Origin of the sequence: Lysinibacillus telephonicus (assembly GCF_039654155.1) — a bacterium.
Classification (GTDB): Bacteria; Bacillota; Bacilli; order Bacillales_A; family Planococcaceae; genus Ureibacillus; species Ureibacillus telephonicus.
On record NZ_CP155468.1, the window covers coordinates 2,820,836 to 2,839,650 of the forward strand.

Consider the following 18,815-nt stretch of genomic DNA (forward strand, 5'->3'; position numbering starts at 1 on the left):
CTCTCATATTATGTCAACGGAATCGCACATTCTACATTAAAAAATGTTGAAAGACTTCATTTCCTACAAAGCGCCCTTTTCGAGTTAGTCTCACTCCTGCTTCATCTTCAACTAATAATCCATCATTTACAAGTTGGCGAATGATATCTCCATAAATGCTTTTCATAGGGATTAGATATTTATTTTCAAATTCTTTAAAAGATACCCCTTCGTTTTTTCGCAACCCTAAAAACATTTGCTCCTCAATTTTTTCTTCTTGAGAAACCTGGTGGGAATGTATGACAGGTCTTTTTCCTTCTGTAATCGCCTCTAAATATCTTTTTATTGGACCATGATTTGAATAGCGAATCCCGTTCAAGTAGCCATGTGCTCCTGCTCCAAAGCCCGCATATTCATCATTATCCCAATAGATTTTATTATGTGTTGAAATATGTCCATCTAACGCAAAATTACTAATTTCATATTGACGAATTCCCTTTTCATCCATTTTTTTCATCAATAAGTCATACATATCTGCTTCAGAATCCTCTGTCGGTAGGTTTAACCTCCCTTTTGCGTATTGTATATAAAAAATGGTCTTTGGTTCGACGATTAATGAGTACGCCGAATAGTGCGGTAAATTTAATTGCAACGCTTTTTCTAAAGTATCTTCCCATTGAGCAAATGTTTGACCTGGTAAACCATACATCAAATCAATACTTATATTATGAAAACCAACCTGTTTTGCTTTATTAATCGTTTCATAAACGTGCTCATTGGAGTGTGTTCTACCCAACTTTTTTAATAAACTTTGATCAAAAGATTGAACTCCCATACTTAAGCGATTCACACCGCCATTTATTAAAGCTTGTAATTTATCTTCTGATAATTCATCCGGATTTGCCTCTGAGCTAAATTCAATCAGCTGTTTTGTCGGTAAAAATGTATTTATAAGCTGCAAAAGCCTTGTGATTTGATTTGCAGATAGTGCTGTTGGAGTTCCACCTCCAAGGTAGATTGTTTCTATTTCGTTAAATTGTTCTGGCATTTGTTGAACTGCCAAAGCAATTTCTTTTCCAATTGCTTCAATATACTCGTCAACTGGCTGATTTTTAAAAAATACTTTATTAAAATCACAGTAATTACAAATTTGATGACAGAAAGGAATATGTATGTAGACACCTCGCGCCATGTGTAATCCCTTCTTTCTTTTTAATCATTTATGCTTGTCGCTTCACTTTCGTACAGAAGTTCTATCGCATCTGTCACTTTTCTTTCGTTTCAACTTTATTTTAGATCAGCATGGTACTAATAAGTTATCCGTTGTCGCACGGATTTGACGAACTGCTAAACGAATATTATATCATTTTCCCTCTATTGTACCCTTTCAGTTTAAAAATTCAATTTTACCGCACAAAGCTAAAGGCCTTTCTAAGACGATGATAATATTGTTAAGTGTGAGAAATCTCAATAGGACTTTGTCTAAACATTCACTTAACCATAGAATAAAAGGGATGTCCAGAAAATCAATCTTTCTGGGCACCCCTTTATATTAAAATATTTAATAGAGCCGGATAGTTTGCTTTAAAATACTTTGCGCAATAAGTTAAATCACTGCTTTTACTTGATTTTTATGTATATCTAATAATAATTCTGTTGCTGAATAAGAGACTACATTTTTCGAAAATGCAATGGCCTCAGCTTTTGATTTAAATGAAAATGCACTAATTTCACGTTCAAGTTCATATTGTCCATTGTTTAAACGAATAGAATAAACTCTTACTACTGGATTATATGGCCGTGTTTGTTCAAAATTATCACTTGCAAATAAAACACCAATTGCTTCATTTTCCTCATCAACAACTGTATTAAGTACAAATAACTCGTCTTGTTTAAACCATTCTGGAATATTGACTTCAATGTTTTTTCTCATCGTTTCGTATCTCCTTGGCTGTAATTTTATGAAGTATTAAAAAACCAAGATTAAACATTCCTTAGTAAAATAGTTGATTTTGTTAGATATATTTTACTACAATACTTTCTCCTTTAGAAGGGCAATATTTAAACGATTTTTACTACACTTTTTCCTTATTTTATAAATGTGTTGCAATAAAAAACAACCTATCTCAATGTTTTCCCATTCCACCTAATTCAAAAGTAATGAGCCACCATTTTATAGTATTATTTTTCAACTTCTACTAACTCTTAATGATAGCCCTTTATTATTTGGCAACTGATTTTGTCATATAATTAAATAGTTTAATTAGGACTTATTATTGCAAAGAATAAATATAGCAGCTTTTAGTGGCTAAAAATTTCGGATTAATTCCAACGAGGTGTTTAGGATGGATGGGACAGTAATATTTATTGTAATTATAACTTTAATACTTCTAAGTCTTTTTGTTCTTATGATTTATGTACTCCTTCGAACTGGAGAAGATTCAAATTAATAATTTGACGTTTGACTATTTACCAAAAGACCGCTCCTCCCGCTGGATAAGGCGGTCTTATTGTTTATTTCTTTGCAGGTCAATAATGCCAGCATCAATAGTCACCCCTTGATATGAACTTCAAGCATAAATGTCTTAACTACTGCACTCCCACTAAACCAAATATGATAATATTTTACCATTATTTAATGTACTTGATTTGATTATCCAACTGTTTCGCTATTCCCTGGTGAATCACCCACTAAAAAAAAGTTTGATTGAATATGATGACTATATATTTGGGTTATGGGGGATGTTCAATGAAAAATCAAAATTTTAACCAAGAAACTCAAAATACTAATTCTGAAAGTCAAGCTGCACAACTTGCACTAATCGCAGCATTAATAACTACTCTTGGTGATGGCCTTGCAACAGTTGCTGCCGCCCTTGCAATACAGGAAGCACAGCAAAGTAACCAAAACATTAATAACAATAATAATAGCAATCTTCAATCGCAGATTGATCATCTCTCTAGAGAAATAAAACAAATAAAGAAGCGACTTGAAAGCATGGGAATTTAAATGTATAAAATGGTATAAAAATAAAACCGTACATAAAAAATTTGGACATAGCAAATCAACTGTAACTGAAGATTGCTATGTCCATTTATCTAATAGGATGGTAATAGAAAACTGCCGATATTATTAATTCCTTAATTAATAAAGCAGCGGGATATATCCGCTGCCTTAGAAATATTTAAATGAGTGAAAACTCGATAAAACCTTGGTATATTACTTTTTATTATTGTCATCCATCTTCAACACAGCCATGAATGCTTCCTGAGGAACTTCAACGGAACCTACTTGCTTCATACGTTTTTTACCTTCTTTTTGTTTATCAAGAAGTTTACGTTTACGTGAAATATCTCCTCCGTAACATTTTGCAAGCACGTTTTTACGCATCGCTTTTATTGTTGAGCGTGCAATAATTTTTTGCCCAATAGCTGCTTGAACAGGTACTTCAAATTGTTGACGTGGAATGAGTTCTTTTAGCTTCTCAACAATAACTTTACCTCTTTCATATGCAAAGTCACGGTGTACGATGAAACTTAAAGCATCGACTTGTTCACTATTTAGCAGGATATCCATTTTTACTAATTTTGATGGTTTATAGCCAATTAATTCATAATCAAAAGAAGCATAGCCTTTTGTATTTGATTTTAAATAATCAAAGAAATCATATACGATTTCTGAAAGTGGAATTTCATATTGAATGCTTACACGCGTTGTATCAATATAGTCCATTCCAATAAAAGTTCCACGCTTCATTTGACACAATTCCATTACCGCACCAACATAATCATTTGGCACCATAATTGTTGCCTTTACATAAGGCTCTTCTATATGATCAATTTTTTGTGGATCCGGCATCATTGAAGGGTTGTCCACTCTTAAAGACGTGCCATCAGTTAATTTTACATCGTAAATAACGGATGGAGCAGTTGTAATTAAATCAATATTAAATTCCCGTTCAAGACGTTCTTGAACGATTTCCATATGAAGCAATCCTAAGAAGCCACAGCGGAAACCAAAGCCAAGTGCTTGAGACGTTTCAGGTTCAAATTGCAGAGCCGAATCATTTAATTCCAATTTTTCAAGGGCTTCGCGCAAGTCATTGTATTTTGCAGTATCAATCGGATAAAGACCACAGTAAACCATTGGATTTAATTTACGATAACCTGGCAATGGTTCGCTTGCAGGATTCATTACCGAAGTAATAGTATCCCCTACTCGTGTATCGCCTACAGACTTAATAGAGGCAGTTAAATATCCAACATCCCCTACAGTTAATTCCGCCACCGGAGTAATTTTTGGAGTATGTACACCAACCTCTACTACTTCAAATTCAGCACCAGTTGCCATCATCCGAATTTTGTCTCCTGGTTTTACGGTACCGTTGACAATTCGAATAGAAGTAACTACCCCTTTATAAGCATCATATAGCGAATCAAAAATAAGAGCTTGTAATGGTGCATCAGGATCTCCCATTGGTGCAGGAATCTTTTCGACAATTTGCTCTAACAGCTCATCGATGCCAATCCCTGCTTTTGCAGATGCAAGTACTGCTTCAGATGCATCAAGGCCGATTACATCTTCAACTTCACCACGTACACGTTCAGGATCTGCTGCTGGTAAATCAATTTTATTAATTACAGGTAAAATTTCAAGATCATTATCTAGAGCTAAATATACGTTTGCTAAAGTTTGTGCTTCAATTCCTTGTGCCGCATCGACGACCAGTACCGCTCCTTCACATGCAGCTAAACTTCTTGATACTTCATATGTGAAGTCGACGTGTCCTGGTGTATCAATTAGGTGGAAAGTATATGTTTGTCCATCCTTAGCCTGATATTTTAACTGTACGGCATTCAACTTAATTGTAATACCACGTTCGCGTTCTAAATCCATTGAATCCAATAGCTGCGCTTTCATTTCTCGAGCTGTTAATGCTTTTGTTTTCTCTAAAATTCTGTCAGCTAAAGTAGATTTCCCATGGTCGATATGTGCAATGATTGAAAAATTCCGTATGTTTTCTTGTCGTTTTAAACGTTCTTCTCGATTCATGTCGTGTCCACTCCTAATCAAATACGCCTCCGCGTATTCTACTAAAAATTGTAGAATTAATGCCTTTTAGGTGATAACAGTCAAAGGCATACGCTGGAGGCTTTAACCTTCATCAGTATAAAGTCAGCACTGCTGAATATTTCAATTACTGTTACTTATAACTCATGTTGTTAAAACCCTACTTAGAAAAGCGTAAGCCCGCCCCAAAAAAATGCGTCTGCTCGTGAACGTACACCGTTAGTCCAGCCGACATCTCATTTCGTGTGTATCTCAGCAATTTTTTCGCCTTGCCCACGAAATGAGCCTTCAACTAGAGAGGCCGAGCTTACTATAACAGTTTTCTAAATATTTTATACTTCTTATTCAAGTAAAAAAGGCTAAACTAATTTGAATTATAGCAGTCAGACATTAACTTTAGCAATGTTGGAGTGAAAAAACACAAAAGTTCAAGAATCAGAAGTTTTGTTAGCTGGTGATAGAGCTTGACTATCGGCGTTAGCAACTTGATCATTAACGAATGTTTTAGATATTGCTTGTGCTAAAACAGCAATCGTACGATACACTTCATCCTCTGTATTATCAATCCCGCCAATTTCGATTAGCAATAGGTTTTTAGATAAATCTTGATTATAAACCCCATCTACTCCTGCGCCTTTCTTTTCAATTATTCCTCTCGATATATTTGGAATAATCTTATTTATAGACTGATTTAACGCATTGGCGTAGGAAAGATTAGACTTATAATTTGGATTTTCAGCACCTATGACAAACGCAATTTTTGCATACTTGACATCCTTATGCTTAATTGTACTTTTATCAGCACGTGTTGCATCACGATGTATATCTAAAATAAGGTCATAGCTATTTTCTTTTAATTCCTTACTTATATATGGTCTGACTGTATCGTATGCTGCTGACATCGTAACTCCTTTTTTCTGCATAACTGACATAACATCAACATCAAGTGTTTTTGCATTTAAACCATTTAGTCGAAAATAGTCTTCCATCACTTTAGACATTGTGAATAAATTAGCCTGATCATCATAGACCGCGATGGTGCCACTTTCACTTTCAGCGTAAGGCTTATAGGTTTCATGAGAATGCGTGAAAACAAACAATACATCAAATGGATCCATTGTTGGTGAAATATCTGTCGCTTTCGGCTCTGTTTCTGTAATTTCTGTTGATGCATAGACCATTTGCTTTTCTTCAGGTTTAGGGGGCTCATATTTTTCGTTGTTTGGAAAAGGCAATAGTCCGGTAATAATTGGCAACATGAAAAAGAAAAATAGAAAAACTGATAGAACTTGTATTTTTTTTAACATGACATCCTCTCCTTCCACTACCTTATGGAGAGAAGAGAAATTTTAGAACTAGTGAACTTTATGATTCATCCATTTAAACAAGCATTTACTTATGAGAATTGAATATTTTGTTATCCAAACATCTACTTCTTTTGGTGTAACAATCAATCTCTCAGGATGTGTTGCAAACACTTCCTCAAATAATTTGAGTCGATCATCAGTTGACCAAGTTGACCATTCACCAAAGATAGGTTTTATTAAATTTAAATCTACTCTTGAATTTGATTCCGGCGTCCATGAAGTAACAGAAAGTTTTCCTGACGGCTTGCCCTTTTCTTCTATCTTCGCAGCAATAGAACGGAATACATTATCGATTGCATCCGCAATAATTACTGTTGCATCAACAACAGTCGGAACACCAATTGCTGTAACAGGAACACCTAATACTTCTTTTGAAACTTCAGTTCGCTGGTTACCAACCCCGGAGCCAGGATGTATCCCTGTATTAGTAATTTGTATCGTTTTACAAAGTCTAGAGCTTCCCCTTGTAGCTAAAGCATCGATGACTAAGACGAGCGATGGTTTAATTCTTTCAGTTAAGGCATGAACAAAGTCGCTCGTTTCGAACCCTGTTTGACCCGTAACACCTGGAGCATACATAATAAAATGATCGCTTGGATTTTCAGATTGCTCATTTTGCATTGAATCGATGGCAAAAGGCCCAATCGCATCTGGTGTAATCGTTTTATTTCCCAATCCTATTACAAGAACTTTACTATCTTTATTGATTTTTATATCTTTATGGATATCATCAAGATACTTAGTAAAGGATTTTTCTAGTTGCTCAAAACCGTTGTGGTCATCAATTGTTAATGTTGGAACAGAGAGTGTAATATATGTCCCTTCTTTTTTTCCAATTTGTTCCTGCCCTCTTTTATCAACAATAACCTTTGTGACTTTTACCCTGTTCTCCTTAAACTCATCAATCGAGACGCCGCTCGTATCATGTAGCGCTTCTTTTTGCTGCCTGGTCTGATGCTCTACTACTTCCTTCGATTCGTCGATTAAATCGGTTCTACTCCAATTCACTTCTATCATAATTATCACCTCACTATTATGTTTGACAATCTGTCAAGTAAATATTCTTTGCATTTATGTATTGCAATTATACTCATCGTTTGGTAGAATGATTTTTGTTGTATTAACAAATGAAATAGTGAGAAGATAACTCATCTCGTACCTTATTTAGGAGGTGAAAGATATGCCAAACATTAAATCTGCAATTAAACGTGTAAAAGTAGCTGAAAAAGCAAACGTTGCTAACTCTCAAGCAAAATCTGCAATGCGTACTACTATTAAAAAAGCTGAACAAGCTTTAACTGCTGGTGCAGACAACGCACAGGAATTAGTTGTAGCAGCTAACAAAGCTCTTGATAAAGCAGCTTCTAAAGGTCTTATCCATAAAAACGCAGCTGCTCGTAAAAAATCACGTCTAGCTAAAAAAGCTAACTAATGAAACTGTAAAGATCAATTACCTTTATTGGTAATTGGTCTTTTTTCATTAGCTAAGAATTATTTATTACGGGAAGCTACTCAGTATAATTTTAAATAGTATGAGTTTGAATGAGCCGGCTGAGGGGCCAACACGATGTTGGCCGGAAGCGATGTCGGATGATCGACATTCTCGCTCACAAGCGCTACGAGTTAGGCCCCCAACAGTTTTTGCTTCTGGGCAGCTTATAGTGGTAGGCTGCGCCTTCTTATCTTATTTAATCGTCTGAAACGTTTAAAAGAGGTAATGTTTTTAATTCAAACATAAGAAAAACGCCAAAATGCTGATTATTATTCAACATTCTAGCGTTTGTACTTTGGGTTCTTTTTATTCTATGCTTTTTGAATAAGTAGCGTTCTTTTTATAATGCCTTCAATAAAAACATTTCTAAATAACGTTCTCTGTTTCCGCTGACGGATTTTAGCTGCAAATCAATTTCTGATAAATTTTTTAATGCTTTTAACAATCTTTCCTCACTTGGACGGTTTCGATTTTCAAGCATCAACTTCACTCGATATGGGTGTATTTTCAACTGTTTTGAAATTTGATTTGGATGGTAGCCCTTTTTTTGTAAATAATAAACATTATTCATCGTCCGAATATTAGATGCGAGTAAGCCCACAAGCATGATTGGCTCTTCTTTTTGTCTAAGCAAATCATGATATATTTGAAGTGCTTCAGCATGATTATGGGACAAATAAGCATTCAACATTTTAAAAGCATCATGCTCCAATGTTTTTGCCACAAGTTCTTCTACTAAGGAAGAGCTTATTTGCGTGTCGTTTCCTAAATATAGAGATATTTTTTCGATTTCCATCTGCAATTGCATCATATTAGCTCCAACCATTTCAACAAGCTTGTCAATTGCATCATCTGAAATATTTTTGCCATATGTACTTACCTCATTGCGTATCCAAATAGCTAAATCATTTTCCTTTGGAGTTTCCGCTTGAAGCATTATACTACTTTCTTTCATGAGCTTTGTAATTTTTTTTCGCTCATCTAATTTTTCATACGGCGCAATAAAAATTGTTACAGAAAAGCTTGGAGGTTGAACCAACCAATTCTCTAATCTTTTTATATTATGATCAATCTTTTCTTTCCCTTTTTCTGCTGCCTTTAAAAAAGAAGCATTTTTTGCAATAATTAGTTTACGCTCAGAGAAAAATGGAAAGGTATCAGCCTCATCAATGACTAAATCAACCGGGGATTCATCTAAATCAAAGCTCATTGTTTCCACTTCTTCTGTTGAGCTCAATGATATTTTTAAACGTTTTATCGTTTCATCAACAAAATACGACTCTTCCCCGAAAATGCAATAGACAGGAGCGATTTGCCCATTTTTAATATCGTTCCAAACCTTTGTAAACATTTCGTCAGCTCCCTTACAACATTTCGTATATAAGTATACACGTTTTAATGCAACTGTGTATAAATAGTGACAATAAATCAAAGATTAGATAATAGAATTTGGTTGATTCTATATAGATTTTTGCTATATATTGACTTATAATTATTCTGAGTAGGAGGGATAGGTATGTCATCACATAATGAAAACGTTGTAACACATAACCCATTCGAAGGCAAAAATGGCGCTTCAATGCGAAACCAAGCTATTGACGCTGGTGTAGGATTTGGTGTTTCATTCGTATTCTTCGCACTTATTTTCATTATCGCAACAATTATTGATGCAGTTGCATAATTTGTAATTGCATGAAAAAGGGGGAAGTCTCAAAGTTGTTGGGACTGTCCCCTTTTTTTAGCACATATTTAGTTGGAGGTAGTAACCTCTAACTTATCGCCTTTCACTTTTACTTCTATCGTTCCTACCTTACCAGTTGTAAATGTCCGCAACCCTAATGATTGAAATCTTGAAACGACTTCCTCATGCGGATGTCCATAACGATTGTTTTCTCCTGCACTAAAAATCGTTAAAACTGGTTTCATCTGATTTACAAATTGTTCACTGCTTGATGTTTTACTGCCGTGATGGCCTGCTTTTAATAGGTCGATATTTGTTAAGGATGGATATTTTCTCAAGATTTCTTCTTCCCCTTCATGTTCCACATCCCCCATAAAAAGCGCCTTAAACTCACCCATTGCAACATAAAGAACTAGGGAGTCATTATTCCCTTCATATTGTGTATCTACTGGCCACAAATACTGAAATGAAATACCTGCTTCAGCCCATGCGTTATTAGCAATTTGCTCTTGAATCGAAATATTTTTCTTTAAGGCGTCATGTACTAAATCGTTCATCACTTCTTTATAATAAGAGTTTGGAGATAGGTGTATCTCTTCAACATTTATTTCTTGTAAAATTTCTTCAGCACCCTCCACGTGGTCTGCATCTGCATGAGTTAAGATGAGTTTATCTATTTTTTGAATCCCTTTTCCTTTTAAAAATGGTACGACAATATCTCTCCCAATTTCATAAGGACTGTCACTTTGCTTCCACTTCTCCTGCTCAAAACGTAAAAGGCCTCCAGTATCAATCATATAAACTGCTTTTCTGTATGGCAATTCAATGACAATGCAATCTCCTTGTCCTACATTTATAAATGAAATAATTAATTCTTCATGAACTTTTGTACTAAAATTTAAAATACACACCGGGATAAGTAATACCGATAATACTTTAACTAATTTTGCACGTATATCTAAATAGTAAAATGTTGCTAATACACTACCGTATGCAATTAGCATACTGACAATAGAAGGTTTTCCCGGATTCCACATTTGATAGGGGATATCCTGGAGCAAATTAATACATTTTGTTAGCAAGGCTCGAGTTGGTTCATAACAGCTAAACATGAACTCTTGCAATACACCTGGAAAAAAAGATACTACGAGTAAAATAATATTAATTGGCAATATAACGAAGGAAAAAAGTGGAACAAAAAATATGTTAACGACTAAAGAAGATATACTAAGTTCATAAAAATGCAACAGTAATAGAGGATAAACAAGCAATTGACAAACAAAGGTGATAAAAAAGGATTGAACAATCCGTGAAGAATAGTATTGAATAAGTCGACTTGAATAAATTAAAGCTGCTGTAGCGAGATACGACAACTGAAACCCAATTTGATAAACCGACCACGGTTCTAAAATAACAAATAAAATAAAGCTTACTGCAAGTGCGTCATCAACTGGCAATCGCCACTTTATTCTGCTCAGAATGGTTAACTCAACCACTGATACCGCACGCCATACAGACGGTGCCCCACCTACTAATATCGCATATATCGGCAGCACTACGATTAGTACTAGCATCGCAAACTCACGCCTAATTTTTAAACGCAATAGTCCCTGGAAAAATAGTAAGGATACTATAGCTATGTGCAACCCCGAAATTGCGAAAAGGTGTGTAATGCCAAGTTTTTGGTACGCTCTAGTCGTATCATCATCCACATTTTCTCCTAAACCAATGAGCAATGCTTGAGCTTCACCAATTAGAGATTCGGGAAATGTTTCTTCAATATGCTTTTTTAATTTAAAACGCTGCAATCCTATTCTCTGAGGGATAGATTCCTTCGTTTGAATATAAGACCAATTAGAAACTTCCAATATTCCAATGGAGCCCTTACTTTTTAAATATTGTTCCATACTAAACGCATAAGAATGTGCAGGCTTTGACGGTTCTTTAATAGTACCATGGACAATATATTGCTTGCCAATTAGTGGACTTTCTTCAAAGACAACCTTCTCTGTTTCAGAGGCTAATTGATATGCTACATAAACTTTTTTGCCACTTTCATCTACCATAAATCCCCTCAGCATATCTCCATTAATTTTATACTCTCCTGTCCATGTTAAAGTTGCAGGAAGGTTTAATGTATGATCCACTTTATTGATTTGGAAGGAAAAATAATAATATGAAATGAAACATAGAAGCATTATACCTACTAGGTGTCTAAATGTAATTTTTTTATAAATACAAAAAAATAAAAGTAAAGCAAGCAATAATAAAAACCTTGCCGATTCTGTTGCTGCAAGTGAAGCAACGAGAACCGACAAGGCATAAAAAATACATTTATGCTTGAACGACATCAAATAATTCATTCACCTTCTTTTCAAAAGGCTTCAATTCTTCTTCTGAAGCACCGAGATTTCGAAGTTTATGCAGCATATCAAAAGCTAACTGCAGCTTTTCATCTTTCAAAAAGTCAATTTTCGCTTCGTCAAATGGAATGTGTACAACTTCAACATTTGCCTTTTTAAACAATTCCAACGCATACGGGTTGTTTTTATAATCTGTAGCATAATAAACGTTTTTAATGCCTGCCTGAATAATTGTTTTCGAGCAAGGCAAACAAGGAAAATGTGTAACATATAAATCTGCACCGTTTGCTGATGTACCATATTTTGCGCATTGTAGTAATGCATTCGTTTCAGCATGAATCGTCCGTATACAATGGTTATCAACAACGTAGCAGCCTTTTTCAATACAATGTTCATCTCCTGAAATTGAACCATTGTAGCCCCCTGCAATAATTCTTTTATCTCGAACAATCGTTGCGCCTACAGCAAGTCTTGTACATGTACTTCTAAGTGCCAATAAATGGCTTTGCGCCATAAAAAATTGGTCCCAAGTGATTCGCTCCATATGATTCCCTCCAAACTAGATTACTATTAGTTTAGATGTAAATACTAGTAGTTGCAATGCAGGAAATAGAAAAGTATTTATTTTACATCTATTAAGTCTTTTAATTTATCATAGGTTTTGTCTCCTATTCCAGATACATTTTTTAAATCTTCAATCGATTTAAAAGATCCAACATCCTCTCTATATGCAATAATAGCTTGCGCCTTTGAAGGTCCAATGCCTGGTAAAGTTGTTAATGCAGTTTCATCCGCTGAATTAATATTTACCTTACTTGCAGAACTAGAATTGTCGGAAGGCATATTAACGACCTGTGTAGGATCCATTTCCAAGGTGCCTACTTCCTCACCCTTCTTAGGGATATAAATTACCATTTCATCCTGAAGCCTTTGGGCATGGTTTACCAACTTCGATTCAGCCCCTTCTGTATAGCCTCCAGCCTTTTTTATGGCATCAATTACTCGTTCTTCAGTAGTAAGCTCATAGACGCCTGGAAAGTTCACAGCACCCTTCACATCGACTATTACTTTATTAACAACAAGCTGTTCCTGCTGTTCATCCTCGCTATTTAATTGTTCTGTTTGCTCTTGTGGAATAGTAGTAATAACCTCTAATTGTTGTTCATTAGAGTCAGTTTTTTGAAGGAAAAAATAAAGAAGAATAACAGAGACAATGCCGGGGAGAGCAATTGCCTTACCATACTTTTTAATCACTTGCTGAAAAATGAAAAAACACCTCTTCTCAGAAAGTAAATCATATGGAGTATAATAATAATATACATAATTTACCTTCTGTTGAAAAGATGCTTTTTTATTTAACTATATTTACTTTACTGCACGAATAAAAATTCTTTCACTTTCATTTGTAGGACTTTGCTCCATCCAGTCAGCAGTCACTACTATTTTTGAAAAGCCTATTTCAGTCAACCAATTTACATATGTGTCAATTGAAAAGGAGCGTTGAAGGTGTTCTTCATCAAATCGTTCAAACAATCCCGTTTTTTCATCCTTAACAAAAAACGTCATCTGATGGTAAACAGAATGTTCAAATTCTCCTTGTTCTGTATACCAGATGTAGGTGATTTCTCCATCATCATACGTAAAAGGACTTTCCATAAATATAACATCCATTTTAAAGAGAGAATGAACATCAAAAAATAATTGTCCGCCATCTCGCAAGCTGTTGTAAATTCGTTTTAATGTTTCAACAACCATTTGACTATCGGGTAAATAATTAATTGAATCAATCGGAATCGTCACAACGTCTAAATCCGAAAATCCTTCTAATTCATCCATAGACATTGCATAAAGCGGCAAGGTTACATTCGCAGCCTGCAAACGCTCATTGGCAACAGCCAGCATATCTTCAGATAAATCTATGCCACTTACGCTGTAGCCTTGTTGATGAAACATTAAAGAAAGTGTACCCGTCCCACAACCTACATCTAATAAATTTGGATATCGCTCACTAGGAGCATGGGATTTAACCCAATTAACATATTGGTCATAGGGTACATCTTGCATTAATTCATCATAAACAGCCGCAAATCGTTCATAACTACTCGTCATTCTACTGTTGGAATATCTAATTGAGGAGCATCTCCCCATAGACGTTCTAGATTATAAAATGCGCGTTCGTCTTTATGGAAAATATGGACAACGACATCACCTAAGTCAACTAAAATCCAACGTGCAGAGTCAAATCCCTCAATACGTTTTATTTCAAAACCATTTTCTTGGGCTTTTTCTTGAACTTCTCGTGCAATTGCTTGTGCTTGACGGTCTGAATTACCGTGGCAAATGATAAAATAATCTGCTAATAAAGAAATATTTTGCATATTTAATACAACAATATCCTCTGCACGCTTATCATCTAAAGCTTTATAGGCAATCTGTAATAAATTTTCTGTCATTCTTCACTGTTCCTCTCTTTTTTTCAATCCACAAATTTTCGTGTTATGAAATTACATCATTATAGCATTCAATCGAAACGGGATATATTTGCTGCTTTGTATGAACTAAAAAGGCAATAGAATGGCAAATACAAGCTTTCAAAGCCTCATCTATATCTTTATTTGCTAAAATTCGAAGTTCTTCTACACCAGGGAACTTTCGGTTTGGTTCAATCATATCTGCAATATAAATGATTTTCTCTAATTTTGTCATTCCAGCTCGCCCCGTTGTATGAAACCGAATTGCATTCAAAATATCTTCATTTATAATATTAAATTCATTCTCAGCAATCCATGCGCCTACTGGACCATGTAAAATTTCAGATCCCCAGCCAATTAGACGATGATCAAGTCCATTTTGTATTACTATTTGACGCATCCAATCTTCATCAGCATATTTTGCTATATCATGTAAAATAGCTGCTGTTTCAGCAGATTTAGCATTTTCATTGTACTTCTCTGCTAAAAAAATGGCGGTTTCCATCACACCAATAGTATGAATATATCTTTTTTCTGGCATACGCGTTTTTATTGCTGCTAAATAATCATCGCGTTCCATAAAGACCTTCCTTTCGAATATATTCCTCAACGCCTTCTGGCAATAAAAATTTTAATGTACCACCATTTTTTAATCTTTTTCTTATTAACGTTGAAGATAAATCAATTTCAGGTGCCTCCACCATTGTTACATCATATGTAGATGCTGATTGTGTTCCAGGACGCTTCAAACCAACAAATTCAACAATTTTTACTAACTCATCGACCTTATACCATGTATGAAGCGAATCAATCATATCGCCTCCAATGATAAAGTAAAATTGAACATCCGGCTCTCTTTCACAAAGCTCTTTCATTGTTTGATACGTATAGGAAATTCCACCAAGCTCCAGTTCAATCGTTTCAATTGTAAAATGGTCATAAGGTTCAATGGCGATTTCCACCATTCGTAGACGATTTTCCATTGTTGCATCATCAACTAATTGTTTATGTGGTGCAATCGCATTTGGCATAAAACGGACTTCATCTAGTTGCAACGCATCAAATGCCTCATTTGCCATTATTAAATGTCCGATATGAGGAGGGTTAAATGTCCCTCCTAAAATGCCAACTTTTCTCATTTGCATAACACCTTACTTTTTATCTGCTTTTGGTAACACAATCTTCTTATTATTGCGAGATTCTTTATATAAAACAACTGTTAACCCTATTAATTGAACAAGTTCTGCTCCAGTTCCAGTTGCTAATTGTTGCGCCACTTCATCTTTTTCATCTTCACAATTGTCTAAAATACGTACTTTGATTAATTCACGTGCTTCTAGTGCATCACGCAATTGTCTCAGCATTTGCTCATTAACCCCACCTTTTCCCACTTGAAAAATCGGTGTTAGATGATGAGCTTCAGCTCGTAAAAATCTTTTTTGTTTGCCTGTTAGCATAAATAAATGTTTCCTCCTAAATTAACTGTTTATTTTTGTAATTCCTCAGTTAATCTTTTTATCATTAAATTTGTGTTTGGATATTGCCCTAACCAATAATTAAAAGCAATCGCCCCTTGATGCACAAACATTCCTAAACCATTTACTATCTTGGCATTTTTCTTCTGCGCCTCTAGTAAAAAAGGTGTCATTAATGGATTATACACAATATCTGCAACAATTGCTCCTTCTTGCAGCTTTTCTAAAGATAGAGGAAGACTAAATTCACTATTTGCAAGCCCAGCAGAAGTAGATTGTATAATAATGCCGAAATGATCTAGTTGTTGTTCAGCATCTTTTAAAGAAATGGCTTGTCCCTCGCCTAATTCATTGACAATTTCTATCCCTTTGGAAATTGTTCGGTTGGCAATTGTTATATTCGTATACCCGTATTGTTGTAATGCAAAAGCAATGCCTCGAGCTGCACCACCTGCACCAATAATTAAAACAGCTCTTTGTTTATGTTCCTTCCCTACAGCTTCTTCAAGGGAATGAACAAATCCGGAACCATCTGTGTTGTACCCTTTCAGTTTTCCGTCTTGCTGACGAACAACAGTATTAACAGCCCCCATTTTTTCAGCAAGTTCATCTAGTTCGTCTAGAAATGGGATAATCGTTTGTTTGTGAGGGATTGTTACATTCCATCCACTTGCCCCTAATGTTTTTAAAGAAAAAACCGCCTTTTCAAGCTGCTCACTTTTAATATGAATCGGAATATACGCAGCATCGATATCCATCTCATTAAACCAAGCATTATGCATATTCGGGGATTTTGAATGTGCAATAGGATCCCCAATCACAGCAAACCATTTCTTCATTTCAAAAACCTCTTCTCTTAAATATCAATTACACCTATCGGCCAATCATCGCGTCGACTTTAGAATCATGTTTAAGCCCTATATTGCTGTAACTTAACCGTTGTTGCATTTGATGCGACGTATTTAGTAGGTCAACTTCCTTTCACAATCCTCCGTTAAATCTTATGACCCTTGGGAAGCAGAATCTTCACTCGGTATTATTCACTAAATAACCCAGGGGGAATGAAGATAGATCACAACTAGATTAATGAAGGGCGGATAAAAACCTCTACTCCTTTTGGTGCATGTGCTGCTACCACTACATTTGGATGCTGTACAGTTATCCAACCAAGCCCTGATATTACAATGTCCGTTTTCCCTTCTTTAACTGAAAACTCGTGACGAACTAGTTCAGGCAGCTGATCAATAAACTTACTCGTTGGAGGTGACAAAAGCTCCCCTTTATGCTCCTCGTACAATTCATCCGCCTTTTCAAGCTTCGTACGATGAATTGGTAAATCATTTGCAGCATAAACTGTAAAAGCAGAACGATCGCCTTTTATAAAGTCAAAACGGGCAAGTGCACCGATAAATAATGTTTGACCCTCATTTTGTTGATAAACTTTTGGCTTAATTTCTTTTTTCGGCATAATATATTTTAATTCACTCGAATCAATATGGTGTGCCATTTGATGATGATTGATTATTCCAGGTGTATCATAAAGAGCTGCACCATCATCAAGCGGAATTTCAATCATATCTAAAGTAGTTCCAGGGAAATGGGACGTTGTAATGACATTTCCTTCACCGGTAGCTTGTTTAATTATTCGGTTAATAAATGTGGATTTCCCAACATTTGTACAACCGACAACAAATACATCCTTGCCTTCTCGATACATTTCAATTGCATCCACTACTTCATGCATCCCAATGCCTTTATGTGCACTTACAAGCATGACATCAACCGGGTTTAAACCTAAATCCTTCGCTTCACGTTTTAACCAATTTATAACTTTTTTCGGTTTTACAGATTTCGGTAATAAGTCTACCTTATTCGCTACTAATAGCACTGGGTTGTTGCCGACAAATCGGTGTAGTCCAGGCAGCCAGCTACCATTGAAATCAAAAATATCAACAATTTTTACAATAAGGCCTTCTTGTTCACCAAGACCATTAAGTATTCGTAAAAAATCATCGTCTGTTAGGCTAACTGGCTGAATTTCATTATAGTTTTTCAAACGAAAACAGCGTTGACATATTACTGTTTCTTTTTCAAGAGAAGAAGGCGGCGCATACCCAACTTCCTTTGGATTATCTGTTTGAATTATTGCTCCACAGCCAATACAATTTGGCATTTCAATCATTACTGTTCCTCCCAAGTTTTAATTCCTTTACGCTTTAATAAATTAAAAACACGTCTTTCTACAAAACGATTAAAGCGCGTGACAAAACCGTCCGACTCCGCTACAGGTCGAACTAAAAACGTATATAAATTCAATCGATTGGCTCCCATTATGTCGGTGAGCAATTGATCTCCAACCATAACAACTTCATTACTTTTCAAGCGCAGCTGCTTCATCGCAGCATAATAAGCTGCTCCAAGAGGTTTTCTTGCCCGAGAAATAAAAGGGATTCCTAATGGATCAGCAAACCTTTTTACTCGTTCATCATTGTTATTTGAAACAATGATGATCTTCAATCCCGCATCTTCGAGCTCCTTCATCCAAGTAGCAATCTCTTCTGTTGCATCTGGTCTGTCCCATTCAATTAGAGTATTGTCTAAATCAGTAATAATCCCTCTAACTCCAAGCTTTTCCAACTTTTCTGGTGTGATTTCAAAAACTGTTGTTACAAATTCATTCGGCAATAGAAAATTATACAAAGCCTTAACTCCTTCAATAAATTTTATCCCGCATTAACGGGAAGTAAATTATTTGCATCAAAAGCGATGCGACTAAAGTTTTAACGACGAGTAACCGCAGGAACAGGTACAAAATTTCCACTTTAATTAAATATAAGTTGCAAAGCAACTGCTCGTAATTTGTACACAACTAAATGCGCCAAGTCCTGCTCTGGTCGCTGTGCTTTCGTCGCAAAA

General features: G+C 35.5%; 20 protein-coding genes. 3 read left to right on the plus strand and 17 right to left on the minus strand.

Translation table 11 applies throughout. The annotated features are described in order from the left end of the window. Positions 1–31: 31 nt before the first annotated feature. The gene (gene hemW, locus MKY04_RS13640) at positions 32–1,171 is read right to left on the minus strand and encodes a radical SAM family heme chaperone HemW (RefSeq protein WP_346234588.1); all 1,140 of its coding nucleotides are present in this window, start codon (positions 1,169–1,171) and stop codon (positions 32–34) included. Positions 1,172–1,585: 414 nt separating this feature from the next. Continuing rightward, positions 1,586–1,912: a hypothetical protein gene (locus MKY04_RS13645; protein WP_126292788.1), complete on the minus strand. Its 327-nt coding sequence runs from the start codon at positions 1,910–1,912 to the stop codon at positions 1,586–1,588. 816 nt (positions 1,913–2,728) lie between these two features. On the opposite strand from MKY04_RS13645, the gene MKY04_RS13650 reads away from it, so the two are divergent. Then, on the plus strand, positions 2,729–2,989 hold the full coding sequence (locus MKY04_RS13650) for a hypothetical protein (protein ID WP_126292789.1): 261 nt from the start codon (positions 2,729–2,731) through the stop codon (positions 2,987–2,989). A gap of 210 nt (positions 2,990–3,199) precedes the next feature. Here the strand turns inward: MKY04_RS13650 and lepA are convergent, their stop codons facing one another. The 3 genes from lepA to gpr form a co-directional block, all read right to left on the minus strand. After that, on the minus strand, positions 3,200–5,032 hold the full coding sequence (gene lepA / locus MKY04_RS13655) for a translation elongation factor 4 (protein ID WP_346234589.1): 1,833 nt from the start codon (positions 5,030–5,032) through the stop codon (positions 3,200–3,202). A gap of 446 nt (positions 5,033–5,478) precedes the next feature. Then, positions 5,479–6,357 (minus strand): stage II sporulation protein P, encoded by an 879-nt coding sequence (gene spoIIP / locus MKY04_RS13660; RefSeq protein WP_126292791.1) that lies wholly within the window; start codon positions 6,355–6,357, stop codon positions 5,479–5,481. Between the two features lie 48 nt (positions 6,358–6,405). Then, positions 6,406–7,434, minus strand: coding sequence for a GPR endopeptidase (gene gpr, locus MKY04_RS13665; protein ID WP_126292792.1), 1,029 nt, complete (start codon positions 7,432–7,434; stop codon positions 6,406–6,408). 163 nt (positions 7,435–7,597) lie between these two features. Here gpr and rpsT point away from each other — a divergent pair, with 163 nt between their 5' ends. Continuing rightward, positions 7,598–7,849 carry a 30S ribosomal protein S20 gene (gene rpsT, locus MKY04_RS13670; protein WP_126292793.1) on the plus strand — a complete coding sequence of 84 codons (252 nt, stop codon included), beginning with the start codon at positions 7,598–7,600 and terminating at the stop codon, positions 7,847–7,849. A 400-nt stretch (positions 7,850–8,249) separates the two neighbouring features. Here rpsT and holA read toward each other — a convergent pair whose 3' ends face one another. Then, positions 8,250–9,260, minus strand: a complete 1,011-nt coding sequence (gene holA, locus MKY04_RS13675; protein ID WP_126292794.1) for a DNA polymerase III subunit delta — start codon at positions 9,258–9,260, stop codon at positions 8,250–8,252. Between the two features lie 165 nt (positions 9,261–9,425). On the opposite strand from holA, the gene MKY04_RS13680 reads away from it, so the two are divergent. Next, complete coding sequence (locus MKY04_RS13680) at positions 9,426–9,590, plus strand: YqzM family protein (protein ID WP_126292795.1); 165 nt, start codon at positions 9,426–9,428, stop codon at positions 9,588–9,590. A gap of 68 nt (positions 9,591–9,658) precedes the next feature. On the opposite strand, the gene MKY04_RS13685 is transcribed toward MKY04_RS13680, so the two are convergent. The 11 genes from MKY04_RS13685 to MKY04_RS13735 all read right to left on the minus strand — a co-directional run bounded on the left by MKY04_RS13685 (position 9,659) and on the right by MKY04_RS13735 (position 18,599). Beyond that, positions 9,659–11,953: a DNA internalization-related competence protein ComEC/Rec2 gene (locus tag MKY04_RS13685; protein ID WP_346234590.1), complete on the minus strand. Its 2,295-nt coding sequence runs from the start codon at positions 11,951–11,953 to the stop codon at positions 9,659–9,661. Then, a complete protein-coding gene (locus MKY04_RS13690) occupies positions 11,925–12,497 on the minus strand; it encodes a ComE operon protein 2 (RefSeq protein ID WP_346234591.1) in 573 nt (190 codons plus the stop codon). The genes MKY04_RS13685 and MKY04_RS13690 overlap by 29 nt, the downstream gene beginning before the upstream one ends. Before the next feature lie 77 nt (positions 12,498–12,574). Next, complete coding sequence (locus MKY04_RS13695) at positions 12,575–13,207, minus strand: helix-hairpin-helix domain-containing protein (protein WP_246020143.1); 633 nt, start codon at positions 13,205–13,207, stop codon at positions 12,575–12,577. Positions 13,208–13,318: 111 nt separating this feature from the next. Then, entirely contained in the window at positions 13,319–14,062 is a 744-nt protein-coding gene (locus MKY04_RS13700; RefSeq protein WP_126292799.1) for a class I SAM-dependent DNA methyltransferase, read from the minus strand. Continuing rightward, the gene (gene rsfS / locus MKY04_RS13705) at positions 14,059–14,406 is read right to left on the minus strand and encodes a ribosome silencing factor (protein ID WP_126292800.1); all 348 of its coding nucleotides are present in this window, start codon (positions 14,404–14,406) and stop codon (positions 14,059–14,061) included. Before rsfS ends, MKY04_RS13700 begins: the two co-directional genes overlap by 4 nt. Positions 14,407–14,449: 43 nt before the next feature. After that, positions 14,450–15,004, minus strand: coding sequence for a bis(5'-nucleosyl)-tetraphosphatase (symmetrical) YqeK (yqeK, locus tag MKY04_RS13710; protein WP_126292801.1), 555 nt, complete (start codon positions 15,002–15,004; stop codon positions 14,450–14,452). Further along, complete coding sequence (locus MKY04_RS13715) at positions 14,991–15,563, minus strand: nicotinate-nucleotide adenylyltransferase (RefSeq protein WP_126292802.1); 573 nt, start codon at positions 15,561–15,563, stop codon at positions 14,991–14,993. Before MKY04_RS13715 ends, yqeK begins: the two co-directional genes overlap by 14 nt. A 12-nt stretch (positions 15,564–15,575) precedes the next feature. Beyond that, the gene (gene yhbY / locus MKY04_RS13720) at positions 15,576–15,881 is read right to left on the minus strand and encodes a ribosome assembly RNA-binding protein YhbY (protein WP_126292803.1); all 306 of its coding nucleotides are present in this window, start codon (positions 15,879–15,881) and stop codon (positions 15,576–15,578) included. 29 nt (positions 15,882–15,910) lie between these two features. Continuing rightward, entirely contained in the window at positions 15,911–16,738 is an 828-nt protein-coding gene (gene aroE / locus MKY04_RS13725; protein ID WP_346234592.1) for a shikimate dehydrogenase, read from the minus strand. 239 nt (positions 16,739–16,977) lie between these two features. Continuing rightward, positions 16,978–18,081 carry a ribosome biogenesis GTPase YqeH gene (gene yqeH, locus MKY04_RS13730; RefSeq protein WP_126292805.1) on the minus strand — a complete coding sequence of 368 codons (1,104 nt, stop codon included), beginning with the start codon at positions 18,079–18,081 and terminating at the stop codon, positions 16,978–16,980. Continuing rightward, positions 18,081–18,599 carry a YqeG family HAD IIIA-type phosphatase gene (locus tag MKY04_RS13735; protein WP_126292806.1) on the minus strand — a complete coding sequence of 173 codons (519 nt, stop codon included), beginning with the start codon at positions 18,597–18,599 and terminating at the stop codon, positions 18,081–18,083. Before MKY04_RS13735 ends, yqeH begins: the two co-directional genes overlap by 1 nt. Positions 18,600–18,815: the final 216 nt, after the last annotated feature.